A 13439-nucleotide genomic window follows, 5' to 3' on the forward strand; every position below is an offset into this window, starting at 1 on the left:
TAGGGAATGAAAGGTAGGGCCGACAATGCTGCGCGCAGACGGGCCGAATCAGCTTATTACGGCGAGTACGGGGTCCTTTCGCCGCTTGGTTGACCTTGCCCCCTCCCGTCGAAGCCGCTACCCTCGGGCACCAAATACAGACATCTGTCCAGAAATTTCTCGGGGGCCGCCATGACCGATAGTTGTGTTCTCGTCACGGGGGCGTTCGGCCTGGTCGGCTCGGCGGTGGTGGCCGAGCTCGCCAGCCAGGGCAGCCACGTTATCGCGACCGACCTGGACGTCCCCGCGAATCGCAAACGCGCCGACGCCTTCGCCGCGCGCCCGGGGGTGGAGGTGCGGTGGGCCGACCTGACGTCGAGGGCAGACGTGGACGCCCTGCTCGCCGCCGTAACACCCACGGCCATCGTTCATTTGGCCGCCATCATTCCGCCGTTCTGCTATGCGCGCCCCGGGCTGGCACATGCGGTCAATGTGGACGCCACGGCGAGCCTGGTCCGGGCGGCCTCGGCGATGACCACCCCGCCGCGCTTCGTGCAAGCGTCCAGCGTCGCGGTCTACGGCGCCCGCAATCCGCATCGCAGCGATGAGTTGTTGACGACGTCGACACCGTTGCAACCCAGCGACCTCTACGGCGCGCACAAGGTCCTGGCGGAGGAGTGCGTGACCAATTCGGAGCTGGAGTGGGTGGTGCTCCGACTCGGCGGGGTGCTCCTGGCCGAACCGCAATGGGCACTCGACCGCGATCTGATCTTCTTCGAAGCCGTGCTGCCCTCCGATGGGCGCATCCAAACCGTCGACGTGCGCGACGTTGCCCGCGCGTTCCGCGCGGCCACCGTCACCGATCACGTCCGCGAGGTATTTCTCGTCGGTGGCGACGACACCCACCGCGTCACGCAGGCCAACGTGACCACCGAGGCCGTCGCGGCAATGGGCTTGCGGGGCGGGTTACCCCCGGGACGGCCTGGCGACCCCGACGACAACCGGGCCTGGTTCGCCACCGACTGGATGGACACCGAGCACGCGCAGAAAGTGCTTGGTTACCAACATCATTCGCTGCCCTCGATGTACGCCGAGATCCGCGCCAGGGTCGGATGGCGCCGTTGGCTGCTGAGGCCGCTCGCGCCCGTGCTGCGCTGGTATCTCAGGCGGCGCTCGCCGTATCGCGGGTTTCCCGGTCACCACGCGGACCCATGGGGAGCGATCGAGAAGCGCTGGGGCGACCCCCGTCCGTCGCCGCGCGTCGACGCGGAGGCACCGGCGGTGCGGCGGTAGCCACCCACGCGCTTAAGGTGGCGCCTGTGACGCGGGAGGACCGCCACCGCTGGGATCAGCGGTACACGACTCAGGGCCCGGCGGGCGCCGGGGCGGATGACCCGCCCGGCGTGTTCACCGGCTATGCCGAGGCATTCCCGACCGCGGGCCGCGCCCTCGACGTGGCATGCGGCCAGGGGCTCGGCGCGGTCTGGCTGGCCCGCCGAGGGTTGACCGTCTGGGGGCTGGACGTCTCTCCGGTGGCCATCGCCCAGGCGCGGGATCTGGCCGAGTGCAGCGGCGTCGCCGACCGCTGCCGGTTCGATGTCGTCGATCTCGACGAGGGTCTGCCGGACGGCCCGCCCGTCGACGTCGTCCTCTGCCACAAATTCCGCGACCGCCGCCTGGACGCGGCGATGATCGGGCGGCTTGCGCCCGGCGGATTACTCGCGATTGCGGTGCTCAGCGAAGTCGGGGCCGAGCCCGGGCCGTTCCGTGCGGCGGCAGGCGAGCTGCCCGCCGCGTTCGCCGCACTCGACCTGGTGGCCGCCGGCGAAGGGGAGGGCTGCGCCTGGCTACTGGCGCGCGCTTAACGATTCAGGTTTCCAGCCTGGCCCGCACCGCCGCCATTCGCTCTTCGAGCTCCGCCTCGTCGATGATGCCACGCGCCACGAGCGAGTACGCCAGCGCAACCAGCCGATTCTCGGGGTAGGGCAGATTCGAGTAGACGGTTGCCGACAACGCGTCCTCTTCGTCACGCCGATCGACGAAGTTGAGTATTTCTGGGCCGCAAGCACTTTGATCGAGCGCATCGCACATACCGTCGAGGCTTGTCTTCCACGGCGGTACGGGGTTATCGACGCCGTGCTTGGCCGCCATGCGGCTCCAGACCTGGTTTCGTTCAACGATTTTGGACAGCGGTGCGATCGACGTGCTCATCTGTCGCTAGTCCACGGGATGGATGGCCGGGCGGGTGTCGGTGACGACGTTGGTGGTCACCCCCGCTTTGGGCAACGCGACCCCGATCAGGCAATCGCGGGTGACGATTTCCGCGAGCTGGTCTTCGGTCCAGCCCTCGGTTCCCTCGGGACGGACGGGCAACACCATGAAACGGTGCTTCTGGTTGGAATCCTCCACGCGAATCTCTACCTCTTCCGGGAGGTACAGCCCGAACTCTGCCAGCACTTCTCGCGGCCAGCGCACGATGCGGCGGCGGAAGTTGGGCGTGCGGTACCACTCGGGTGAATTGCCAAGAATGGGACGCGGATAGCACGAGCACAACGTGCACACGATGACATGGTGCAGGGTGGGCGTGTCTTCGAGGACGTGAAAGGCCGTGAAGTCACTCGGTGTTCCAAAACCCGTCGGTTGCAGCCAGTCGACACCGACTTCCTTACTGGCCGCAAGCGGATCGGAGAGGGCCAGTTTCTTGAAGTCAGGGTCGAGCCATGCCCGGGCCACCAGGTGAGCGGCGGGCGTCGGGCCGATCTGCTCGGCGAATTCGGTGAAGCGGCGATGATCCTCTGCGGTGAAAATCCCCTTCTCGATACATAATTCGCGAAGGGCGATCTCGAGTACTTCGAAGTCGGTGATCTCATCCACCATCGGTGCGGCGGTACGGTCGTGATCGTGATCGTGATCGTCTGCGGTCACGCTGAGGTCCTTTCGCCGGCCGCTTCGAGCCACCGCTCGGGGATTTCTGTCTGCACCGTGTCGTTGTCCGGCCCGGTATAGCCCTGCCACAGCTCGGCGAGGTTGAACCGAACGATGTAAAACCATTCGGGCTTCTGGTCGGGCGCATCCCAAGTTTCATCCTCGGCCGCAGGGCTCTCGTAGGAGACGACAGCGATCTCGCCCTTGGCGCCGCGCACATACTCCTGGGTGCGGGTATAGAACAGGATGGGCAGGTCCCGAACGACGACCTTGTCGCCCACCCGGAACTTCGGTTCACCCGCTTGTCCCGCGTACACCTGGGGGTCGCCCTTGCCGACCGCGTGCGTGTGGTGACGGTTGCGGTCGACGTTGGACGGATCGCCTTCGAGCTTCGGCTTGGCCTCGAGGGTCTTTCCCTGCAGGCCGCCTTGATACCGCGCCTTCACCTCGGCCATCCGTTCGGCCAGCTCGGTCAGGCCGATGTGATGCTTCTCGACGAGGATGCGCGCGACGGCCAGCAGCCAGCGCCCGTAATAGGGCAGTCCGAGATAGATCGTGCGACCCAGGTCGACGTTGCCCATCCGGCGGCGTTCCTCCGACAGCCAGATTCCGCGCCAGCCGAGAACCTCGCACATGACGTACGTGTTCTCTTCCCATGCCTCGTATTGCTTGTTTTCCCACGGGATCGGGGCATCCGGTTCGCCGCCGACGTCGTGCGGGGTCTTGGTGTACGCGTCGAACCGCGCGTGGTCGATCAGGTCGGGCGTGGGCGCATCGGGAAGTTCTGGATACGAGGATTTGAGCCGGGCAACAAGGTCGAGACGGGCTACCCGGTCCGACGGAGTCGTCATGGCCTACATGCTCACTCCTAGCGGCGAGATCGCGCAACCGCTAAGCGAATCCCCGTGTCCGGTACTGTCACGAAGATGGAGCGGCGCGAGCTCGAAGCGGTCATTTACGAACGCGAACCGCCGATCGCCCGGATCATTCTGAATCGGGCCGAGAAGGCCAACACCAAAGATGCCGTACTGGTCACCGAAGTCGACAGTTGCCTGCACGAGGCCGACCGCGACAAGGAGATCAAGGTCGTCATCCTCAAGGCCAACGGCAAGGGCTTCTGCGGGGGCCACGTGGCTCGCTGGGGTCCGGACGAGAACCCGTACCCGGATTTCGGAAATACGTTCGAGGACCTCTACAAAGGCACCGCGGACCTGTTCCTGTGGCCGACGCTGTATTTGTGGGAATTCCCCAAGCCGACGATCTCGCAGATCCACGGTTATTGCATGGGCGGCGGGATTTACCTCGGACTGCTGACCGATTTCTGCGTGGCGTCCGAGGACGCGTATTTCCAGATGCCGCTGGCCCAAAGCCTCGGGGAACCCGGCGGCCACACCATGATCGAGCCCTGGTTGATGATGAACTGGCACCGGACCATGGACTGGTTGTTGCTGGCGCCAACGCTGTCCGCGCAGCAGGCCCTGGATTGGGGCCTGCTCAACAAGGTGGTGCCGCGCGAAGACCTCGAGGCGACCGTCGAGGAGATGGCGCGCAAGATCGCTCAAATCCCGTTGACCACGCTGATGGCGGTGAAGAGCAACGTCAAGCGGGCCTGGGAGCTGATGGGCATGCGGGTGCACCTGCAGGTCAGCCACATCCTGACCAACATGGTCGGCGCGGCGTCCGATGTTCAGGCGCGACGGGCCGAGCTCAAGCAGTCGGGCATGAAGCCGCGCGAATTCGTCGGCCGCGACGAGGCGGACTCACCGCCAACGTGACGCTGCAGTCACATTCGAGGCCGAGCGTGACGGCACAGTCACAGTCGGGCGAGAGAGGCAAGAGCTAGCGGCTCATCTCGCCGGCGATCTTGCGGCCCGCGGCATGGCGCGCCGCGACGTAACCGAACACCATCGTGTTGGCGATGCTCGCGCCGGCGCCCGGATACGTCCGGCCCATCACCGTGGCGGTGGTATTGCCGGTGGCGTACAGGCCCTCGATCACCCGGTCCTGTTCGTCGAGGACCTGCGCGTATTCGTTGGTGATCACACCCCCGCACGTCCCGACGTCAGCCGGCAACACCCTGGTGGCGTAGTAAGGCGCGCGGTCGAGCGGGCCGACGGCGGCGTTCGGACGGTAGCCGGGATCGCCGAGGCAGTCGTTGTAGGCCGATTGCCCCCGGCCGAAGTCGGGGTCGAGCCCCTTGGCGGCGAACTGGTTGAACCGCGCGACGGTGCTCGCCAATTCGTCTGCGGGAAGGTCGATTTCACGGGCCAGGTCGCCGATGGTGTCGGCCCGCTTCACCGCGCCGCCCTCGATCAGCTCGGGGGGCAGCTGCCGGTTGCGTTTGAGGGGATTGCTGCTGGTGACGTATCGGCGGACATAGCCCTCGTCGAAGATCATCCAGCACGGCACCGCCTTGTTGGCATACATCGCCTTACCGACCTCGACGTAGGAGTTCGACTCGTTGCAGAATCGCCGGCCCGTGGAGTCGACGTAGATGGCCCCGGGCCGCTGTCTTCCCGAGCCGAGTGACGCCGCGGCGGCGCCACCGTTGGCGATGAAAACCGAAGGTAGCCACCATGCTTCGTCGAGTAGATCGGTTTTGGCACCCAGGCGCATCGCCGTCTGCAGCACCTCGCCGGTGTCCCCGGCGTTGGCGATCGACCACTGCGCCTCGTTCGGCTGGTCTCCGCTGTATTTGCGTCGCATCTCCTTGTTGTGGCCAAAGCCGCCGGCGGCCAGCAGCACACCCTTGCGCGCCTCGATGTTCAGCGTCTCGCCGCCGTGGCGGACGCGGGCACCGACGACCCGGCCGTCTTCGACGACGAGGTCCTCCATCGCGGCATCGGTCCACAGCGGAGGCTCGCCGTCGCCAAGATCGATCAGCGTCTTCAACATCTGGGCGATCAGCGAGGCGCCGTTGGTCAGGATCTGGCGCCGACGCATCCGCGCCGATGCGGTGCGCAGGAACACCTTCGTCGCCACCGCGAACGCGCGCGGCGAACGGTTGAAATACTGAACCGAGCGCAGTTCGTTGGTCAGCACCACATACCCGTAGTTCTTGGCCAACGGCGGCTGCACCTTGTCGTGCCAGCTGCCGAGTTCGGCGGCGTCGAAGGGAATTCCTTCGACCGCGCGGCCGGACTCGTTGCCGCCCTTATGGTTTGGGTAGTAGTCGCTCCAGCCGGCGCATCGGATCAGCCGAACCCCTTTGCGAACAAGGAAATTGATCATTTCGAAGCCAGCGGTGAGAAAGACTTCGCGACGCGCGGGCGAGGACGCCGCACCGATGTCGCCAACCACGTCGGCCAGATAGGCCAACCCGGCCTCGTGCGAATCGGCGATTCCGTCGGCCCGCATCAGCGGGTTGTTCGGCATCCACACGATGCCGCCCGAAAGCCCGGTCGAACCGCCGACCAGGGCCTGCTTCTCGACGATCAGCGGCTCGAGCCCACAGTCGAGCGCGGCCAGCCCGGCGACCATGCCACCGCCGCCGCTACCGGCGATGAGCAGGTCGACGGAGCGATCCCACCGCGTCGTCATCGTGCCTCGGAGGTGAAGCCGAGATCGGCGACGGGAACGTCAATGGTGGTGTTGGTCTTCTGAATCGCGGGTACCAGCGACTCGTACGGCAGGCCGGCGAGGAAGCCGTCGACGACGCGCTCGAAATTCGAGATCAATCCCTCGATCCGATTCGACAGCCGCATGTATTCGAATCCCTTGGAGTGCAGCCCTTTTTGCTGCCGCGGCAGGTTCGAGAAGTCCTGGGCGGGGATCGGTGGCCAGCGCGGATCGTCGGGCGCCATCGGCTCGGGTGGTGTCGGTTTGCCCGCGGACTGGTCCGCGGGCAGACGGGTCAGCGACCAGATCTCGAACAGCGTTTCCTCGGGGCCCAGCGGGCGGATCCGGTACGACGAGGCGCTGCTGTAGGTGGGCAGGATGAAGTGGTGCGGGAAGCAGAAGCCGATCGCGTCGGTGATCCCGCGGCGAATCAGGTCGTTGAGGTCCGGCATGTCGCTGCCGCGGGCCCGATGCCAGCTGACGACGGCGTCGTTGAGTGCGGTGCGCCAGGCGGTCATCGCCTCGGCCGGATCGGACGGCAGCGCGATGGTCTGCAGCCCTTCGGCGATGCGGATGTCGTTCTCATGGGTCATGCCGCCCATGCCGTCGCCGAGGGTGCGCATGAAGTACAGGCTGCTGGCGACAACCGGGTGCACCGCTTCGGATGGGCTGCCGGTCTGCGCCGAGGGCAACAGCTGCGGGTGCGTCTGCGGAACGTGGTAGCCCTCCATGAACGCCGCGGTCGCGAGTTTCCAATTCACCGGCAGCCGGCACGATTGCCACCACTCGACGCGTAGCGATTCCACCTTCCAGGCGTCATAGATCGAGGCGAACGGCTCCATGCAGTCACGCGACGCGGGCGCGTCGTCGTCGAGGTTGATCCAGGCGCAGCCACCCCAAAGCTCGCACCTGACGGGAACGAGTTGCAGGTCGTGCGGGCGCAGGTTTTCCTCGGCGAACTCCTCGGGTCGCAGCACGAACGTGTTGCGGCCGTCGATGCCCCAGCACCAGCCGTGGAACGGGCAGACGAAGGTACGCCGATTTCCGTTGCCCTCCACCAGCTTTACCCCGCGGTGACGGCACGCGTTGTGGTACGCGCGGACGTTCTGGGCGTCGACCCGCACCACGATGATCGACTCGTCGAGAATCTCGTACTCCACGAAGTCGCCGGGTTTGGGGATCTCCTCCAGCCGGCAGGCCATCTGCCATACGCGCGGCCAGAACATCTCCTTCTCCAGCGCGTAGAACTCCGGATCGTAGTACCGCTGCTTGGGAATCCGGTCGACCGTCTCCACCGCCCACGGCACCGGGAGCGACGTCCAGTGCACATTGGTGCTCACCATTTCGTTCCCTCGTTCATAGGATCCGCGATACCCGCCCCTGCCAATAGCGTTCCCGGATACGCCTTTTGTAGAGCTTTCCGTTCGGGTCCCGGGGCAATTCGGGCTCGAATTCGACTGTGCGCGGGCATTTGTAGCCGGCCAGGTGTGCCCGGCAGTATTCGATGAGCTCCGCCTCGAGGTCGGGCCCGGGCGCAACGCCTTCGGCCGGTTGTACGACGGCCTTGACCTCTTCACCGAACTCGTCGTTGGGAACGCCGAATACCGCCGCATCGACCAGTTTCGGATGCATCACCAGGACGTTCTCCGCCTCCTGCGGGTAGATGTTCACCCCGCCGGAAACGATCATGAACGTCGATCGGTCGGTCAGGTACATGTACCCGTCCTCGTCGACGTAGCCCATGTCGCCCAGGGAGCGCCAGCCGCGGTCGTTGGACACCGACGCGGTCTTGGCGGGATCCTTGAAGTACTCGAAATCGGGTCCACCTTCGAAGTAAAGCTCTCCAGGCTGCCCGGTGGGAAGCTCCCGGCCGTCCTCGTCGAGGACGTGCACCGGCGCCATCGGTATGCCCACCGAGCCGGGGTGGGCCAGCCACTCCTCGGGGCCGATCGTGGTGCCGGCGAATCCCTCAGTGCCCCCGTAGTATTCGTGGATGATGGGCCCGAGCCACTTCATCATTTGATGCTTGACGTCCACCGGGCACGGGGCCGCCGCGTGGATGACACACCGCAGGCTGGAGACGTCGTATTTGTCGCGGACGGCCCTGGGCAGCTTGAGCATCCGCACGAACATCGTCGGCACGAACTGCGCGTGGGTGACGCCGTGCGTCTCGATCAGTCGTAAAACGGTCTCGGCGTCGAATTTCGCCATGACGATCGCCGCGGCGCCCACCCGATGGACCGCCATGGTGTAGTTCACCCCGGCGGCGTGGTAGAGCGGCGCGGGGGAGAGGTACACGCTCGATCGGTCCATCCCGTACTTGTGGGTGAGCGCCAGCTCCAGCACCGACTGGGCCCACGAGCCGTTGCCGTCGTCCGGGAGCGGGCGGCGAACGGCCTTGGGCCGTCCCGTGGTGCCCGACGAGTAGAGCATCTCGGAGCCGTCCGCCAGCGGCGGCGGATCACCGGCCGCGGTCAGCGCGTCCTCATAGGCCCGCCAGCCGGACGGCATGGCGCCGCCGACGGCCAGGCGGACGTCGACCGCGCCATTGACGTCGCGGACGTGAGCCGCGAGTTCGCCCATCGAGGCGTCGACGAAGACCGCTTTCGCGTCGGAATCGTCGATGACGTAGGAGACTTCTTCGGCGGTGAAGTGGGTGTTGACCGGCGTGTAGTAGAGCCCGGAAAGCTGGCAGCCCCAGGTGATTTCGAAGAACTCGGGCCGATTCGGCAGGACCAGGGCCACCCCGTCGCCGCGGCGCAGCCCGGCGTCGCGCAGCATCGCGGCGACCCGGAGGCTGCGGGCGTGCAGCTCGCCGAACGAGATCGTGCGGCCGCCGGCCATGATCAAGGCCGGCGCCTCGGCGGCAGCGATCGCGTGATCGGCGATGTTCACCAGCGGACCCCGAACGGTTTACGTGGTCGCGGCGCCGTCGGTCGACGCGGCCGCCGCGGCCTGGCGCCGGGCCTGCTCGGACGGCAGCACCTTGTCCTTGAACACCTGCTGTATCAGCTCCTGCACATCCTTGCTGATCGACGCCAGCGCGACGAGGTCGTTGGAGCTTTGCCAGTGCACCCGCATGCCCATCAGCTCCCAGGCCCGCTTGAGGTTGGCCTTGGTCGCCAACAGCGTCGTCAGCGGCGCCTGCGCGATGTGGCGCGCGATGGCGTCGGCACGCGCCTCCAGCTGGTCGTTCGGAACCACCTCGTTGACCAGGCCGACCTCCAGCGCCTTCTTGGCGTCGATGACCTCGGCGAGGTAGAGGTAGTAGGCCGCGCGACGCCAGTTCATGAAGACCCAGGGCTCGATCGAACATTCGCCCGACGGCATGCCGAAGCCCTGCAGCGGCGGGTAGGAGAAGTAGGCGTCCTCGGCGGCGATCACGATGTCGGTGGTCAGCCCGTAGTGGGTGCCGCCGCCGACGCAGTAGCCGTGCACGGCCGCGATGGTCGGCTTGGAGAACTCCCAGAGATTCAGGATGGGCTTGACGAACAGGTCGGTCTGCGGCTTCCACGGGGTGCCCATGACCTTGGCGCCCTCGACGAACTCCGGGTAGTCGACCGCGTTGTTGCCGATGGCGTGTCCCGAGCAGAAACCCTTGCCGTTGGCCTTGAGGATCAGCACCTTGATGTCGTAGTCGCGGTCCGCGTCCAGCAGTGCCGCGTCGACTTCCTCGGCCAGCTTCTGGTCCTGGGCGTTGGCCTTCTCGGGCCAGTTCAGCGTCACCCGTGCGATGGGTCCTTCCTTTTCGTAGATGATTCTCTCGCGGGTCTCGTTGAGGTCCATGCGTCTTACCTTTCGCTGTGCGGAGAAGTGATGACGCCGATTTCGGCGCCGATGTCGTAGGTGGTGCCGAGCTGGCCCGTCCACCGCACGGTGCCCGACGCCCCAGCTTCGATTTCCTGTTCCACCTTTTCGGTGGCGATCACGTAGATCGGGGTGCCCTCTTCGACATGCTCGCCGGCATCGACCAGGAAGTCGGTCAGCTCGGCTTCCGAGACGGCCACCGATACTCGTGGGATGCGAATGACGAAGTCAGCCACGCGCTTCCGCCCTGTCCAGTGTTCGCTGCGCGGCCGCGACGATCCGGGCGGGCGACGGATACACCTGCGCCTCGAGCTCGGCCGCGGCCGGGTTGGGGACGAACCTGGCGCCGACCCGCTCGACGGGCGCGGCCAGCTCGCCGAACAGCTCCGATTGCAGTATCGCGGCGATTTCCGCTCCCGGCCCGGCGAATTGCACTGCGTCGTGGATGATTACGGCTCGCCGGGTGCGGCGGGCGGAATCGACGATCGTCTCGACGTCGAGGGGAACGAGGGTGCGCAAGTCGACGACCGCCGCGCTGACGCCCTGCCCGGCCAGCGTGTCCGCCGCCGCCAGCGCCTCGTGTACTGCGCGGCCGTAGGCGATCAGACTCACGTCGGAGCCCGGTCGCTTGATGTCGGCCTGGCCGAGCGGAATCGAGAACCCGGGCTCTACGGGAACGGGCCCCTTCTTGCCCTGCAGGCGGATCGTCTCGACGAACAGGCAGGGGTCCTCGTCGAAGATCGCCGAAGTCAGCAGGCCCTTGCCGTCGCGGGGGGTGGAGGGCACGATCACCTTCATCCCGGGGATGTGCATGAACCACGCCTCCAGGCTCTGGGAATGGGTGGCGCCGGTGGCCAGTCCCGCGTACACCTGGGTGCGGATGGTGATCGGCGCGGTCGTGCGGCCGCCGGTCATGAATCGCAGTTTGGCGGCGTTGTTGATCAGCTGGTCGGCCGCGATGCCGATGAAGTCCATGATCATGATCTCGGCCACCGGCAGCAGCCCGTCGATCGCGGCGCCGATCGCCGCGCCGACGATCGCGGCTTCCGATATCGGTGTGTCCAGGACCCGGTCGTGGCCGTACTTCGTCGACAGCCCGGCGGTCGGGCCGGACGCCCCGGGATCGGCAATGTCCTCGCCCAGCAAGAAGACTCGGTCATCGGTCGCCAGCGCCTCGTCCAGCGCGAGGTTCAGCGCCTCGCGCATCGTCATCTCTTTTTCTTGCATGACCTCGTCGCCCATGACCTCACACCGGAAACTTGATCGGGGTTGCGTACACGTCTTTGGCTAGTTCGTCGCTCGACGGGGATTCCGCGCCCATAACGGTTTTCAACGCGGCCTCCACGGTCGCGAGGGCTTCGGTGTCGATGCGGTCGAGCTCGTCCTCGGTGCAGATGCCGGCTTCGGCGAGGTGGCTGCGGAACCGTGGCACCGGGTCGGCCGCCATCGCCTCCGCCAGTTGCTCCTTGGGGATGTACGGCATCCGATCGCCGAAGTAGTGGCCGCGAAAGCGGAACGTCACGCACTCGATGAAGGTGGGGCCGGCACCGTCGCGCGCCCGCCGCAGCGCGTCGTCAAGAGCGGATTTCACCGCCAGCGGGTCGTTGCCGTCCACCCGGATGCCGGGCATGCCGTAGCCGGCGGCCCGATCGGCGACGCGCTCGAGCTTCATGGTGTCGGCGGTCGGCGTCATCTCGGCATAGAGGTTGTTCTGGCACACGAACACCAACGGCAAGTCCCACAACGCGGCCATGTTCGCGGCCTCGTGAAACGAGCCGGTGTTGGTGGCCCCGTCGCCGAAGCTGACCACCGTGACGCGGTCGATGCCCTTGCGTTTGGCGGCCATCGCCAGTCCCACAGCCACCGGCGGCCCGGCTCCGACGATCCCGGTCGAGAGCATCACGCCGTTGGCGGGTTTGGCGATGTGCATGGTGCCGCCCTTGCCGCGGCTGGCGCCGACGGTCCGGCCCATCATCTCGCCGTAGATCTCCTCGAGCGGAACCCCCTTGCCGATGAGGTCATGCAGCCCCCGATACGTGGTCACCAGCTGGTCGTCGCCTCGTAGCGCGACCCCCATGGCGGCGGCGATCGCCTCCTGGCCGCGCGAGGGCCAATACACGCACATGAACTCGCCGGTGCCGATGCCCTTGGAAAGCCGGTCGTCGGCGGCCTTCATCAGCACCATCAGCTGGTAGAGGCGGCGTTGCAGGTCCTTAGGCACTGCTGCGGGGCGTTCGTCGGTCATCGCGTAATTCCCTTGTGGGGCAGTCCGATTGGTGATCCCACCGCGGTCACGCACCGGACCAGGGCTTGACCTTGAGGAAGCCGCCGCCGTCCACCCGCAGCTGCTGTCCGGTGATGTAGCGTGCCGCGTCGGAGGCGAGGAACACCACCGCCTCGCTGATGTCCTCGGGTTCGACATAGGGGATCGGCATCGCTTGGACCACCGGGAAAACCGGTTCGGCGTCCTCGCGCGTCGGTTCCTTCAAGTCGGGCCGGAAGGCCCGGTACATCGGCGCGCTGTGCAACATATCGGTATTGACATTCGTCGGGTGCACGGCGTTCATCCGGATCGAGAACTTCGCCAGCGCCAGGGCGAAGTCGTTGACGTAATGCGCGGCAGCGAGTTTGGCGAAGGCATACCCGGCCCCGCCGGGACCGCCGTCGATCCCGCTGGTGTTCATCGACGACATGAATGCGGCATTGGACCCGATCACGATGATCGACGCCCCGGCCTCAAGATGTTTGAGGCTCGCGTGCACCAGGTTGAGCACGCCGAGCAGGTCCACGTCCACCGCGTCGGCGAAGGCCTGCGGCGGTAATCCCGCGGTGAGCGGACAGATGCCGGCGTTGGCCACCACGATGTCGAGATGCCCGAACTCCGCGACACCTTCGTCGATCGCCGCGGCCAGCGCCACCCGGTCGCGAACATCGGCGACCGCCGTGAACGCCCGCTGCCCCTCCTTCTCGACCAGTCGCGCCGTCTCTTCCAGATCCTCGGGCCGCGCCAGGGGGTACTCGTTGGTTTCGATGTCCGCACACAGATCCACCGCGATGATGTCCGCGCCCTCCGCGGCCAGCATCCGCGCATGCGAACGCCCTTGACCGCGCGCGGCGCCACTGATCACGGCCACCTTGCCCGCTACCCTGCCCATCGCCCGTCCTCTATC

Annotated in this window: 14 protein-coding genes; 3 read left to right on the forward strand and 11 right to left on the reverse strand. The window is 66.4% G+C overall.

Translation table 11 applies throughout. The features are described from left to right. Window positions 1-171 precede the first annotated feature (171 nt). Together ACQI5H_RS21895 and ACQI5H_RS21900 are read left to right on the forward strand one after the other, a co-directional pair. Window positions 172-1272 (forward strand): NAD-dependent epimerase/dehydratase family protein, encoded by a 1101-nt coding sequence (locus tag ACQI5H_RS21895; protein ID WP_427081386.1) that lies wholly within the window; start codon window positions 172-174, stop codon window positions 1270-1272. A gap of 26 nt (window positions 1273-1298) precedes the next feature. Next, window positions 1299-1844, forward strand: a complete 546-nt coding sequence (locus tag ACQI5H_RS21900; protein ID WP_427081387.1) for a class I SAM-dependent methyltransferase — start codon at window positions 1299-1301, stop codon at window positions 1842-1844. 4 nt (window positions 1845-1848) lie between these two features. On the opposite strand, the gene ACQI5H_RS21905 is transcribed toward ACQI5H_RS21900, so the two are convergent. Genes ACQI5H_RS21905 through ACQI5H_RS21915 form a run of 3 tightly spaced genes read right to left on the reverse strand, consistent with a single transcriptional unit; the run spans window position 1849 to window position 3755 of the window. Then, the gene (locus ACQI5H_RS21905; RefSeq protein ID WP_427081388.1) at window positions 1849-2190 is read right to left on the reverse strand and encodes a thiocyanate hydrolase; all 342 of its coding nucleotides are present in this window, start codon (window positions 2188-2190) and stop codon (window positions 1849-1851) included. A gap of 6 nt (window positions 2191-2196) precedes the next feature. Continuing rightward, window positions 2197-2856: a thiocyanate hydrolase subunit gamma gene (gene scnC, locus ACQI5H_RS21910; RefSeq protein WP_427081419.1), complete on the reverse strand. Its 660-nt coding sequence runs from the start codon at window positions 2854-2856 to the stop codon at window positions 2197-2199. A gap of 44 nt (window positions 2857-2900) precedes the next feature. Further along, window positions 2901-3755, reverse strand: a complete 855-nt coding sequence (locus tag ACQI5H_RS21915) for an SH3-like domain-containing protein (RefSeq protein ID WP_427081389.1) — start codon at window positions 3753-3755, stop codon at window positions 2901-2903. Window positions 3756-3830: 75 nt separating this feature from the next. Between ACQI5H_RS21915 and ACQI5H_RS21920 the strand changes: the two genes are divergently transcribed. Next, entirely contained in the window at window positions 3831-4679 is an 849-nt protein-coding gene (locus ACQI5H_RS21920; RefSeq protein ID WP_427081390.1) for an enoyl-CoA hydratase-related protein, read from the forward strand. A gap of 64 nt (window positions 4680-4743) precedes the next feature. Here ACQI5H_RS21920 and ACQI5H_RS21925 read toward each other — a convergent pair whose 3' ends face one another. From ACQI5H_RS21925 to ACQI5H_RS21960, 8 genes are read right to left on the reverse strand one after another with little or no spacing between them, the layout of a single operon-like run. Further along, window positions 4744-6444, reverse strand: a complete 1701-nt coding sequence (locus ACQI5H_RS21925) for an FAD-binding protein (RefSeq protein WP_427081391.1) — start codon at window positions 6442-6444, stop codon at window positions 4744-4746. After that, on the reverse strand, window positions 6441-7805 hold the full coding sequence (locus ACQI5H_RS21930; protein WP_427081392.1) for an aromatic ring-hydroxylating oxygenase subunit alpha: 1365 nt from the start codon (window positions 7803-7805) through the stop codon (window positions 6441-6443). Before ACQI5H_RS21930 ends, ACQI5H_RS21925 begins: the two co-directional genes overlap by 4 nt. A gap of 13 nt (window positions 7806-7818) precedes the next feature. After that, on the reverse strand, window positions 7819-9357 hold the full coding sequence (locus tag ACQI5H_RS21935; RefSeq protein ID WP_427081393.1) for an acyl-CoA synthetase: 1539 nt from the start codon (window positions 9355-9357) through the stop codon (window positions 7819-7821). Window positions 9358-9375: 18 nt separating this feature from the next. Then, window positions 9376-10248: an enoyl-CoA hydratase/isomerase family protein gene (locus ACQI5H_RS21940; RefSeq protein ID WP_427081394.1), complete on the reverse strand. Its 873-nt coding sequence runs from the start codon at window positions 10246-10248 to the stop codon at window positions 9376-9378. A 5-nt stretch (window positions 10249-10253) separates the two neighbouring features. After that, entirely contained in the window at window positions 10254-10505 is a 252-nt protein-coding gene (locus ACQI5H_RS21945; RefSeq protein ID WP_427081395.1) for a lipoyl domain-containing protein, read from the reverse strand. Further along, the gene (locus ACQI5H_RS21950; protein ID WP_427081420.1) at window positions 10498-11496 is read right to left on the reverse strand and encodes an alpha-ketoacid dehydrogenase subunit beta; all 999 of its coding nucleotides are present in this window, start codon (window positions 11494-11496) and stop codon (window positions 10498-10500) included. Before ACQI5H_RS21950 ends, ACQI5H_RS21945 begins: the two co-directional genes overlap by 8 nt. Window positions 11497-11515: 19 nt before the next feature. After that, window positions 11516-12514, reverse strand: a complete 999-nt coding sequence (locus ACQI5H_RS21955; RefSeq protein ID WP_427081396.1) for a thiamine pyrophosphate-dependent dehydrogenase E1 component subunit alpha — start codon at window positions 12512-12514, stop codon at window positions 11516-11518. A 46-nt stretch (window positions 12515-12560) separates the two neighbouring features. Beyond that, window positions 12561-13424, reverse strand: a complete 864-nt coding sequence (locus ACQI5H_RS21960; RefSeq protein ID WP_427081397.1) for a mycofactocin-coupled SDR family oxidoreductase — start codon at window positions 13422-13424, stop codon at window positions 12561-12563. Window positions 13425-13439: the final 15 nt, after the last annotated feature.

This window comes from Mycobacterium heidelbergense (assembly GCF_050205645.1).
GTDB lineage: Bacteria > Actinomycetota > Actinomycetes > Mycobacteriales > Mycobacteriaceae > Mycobacterium > Mycobacterium heidelbergense_A.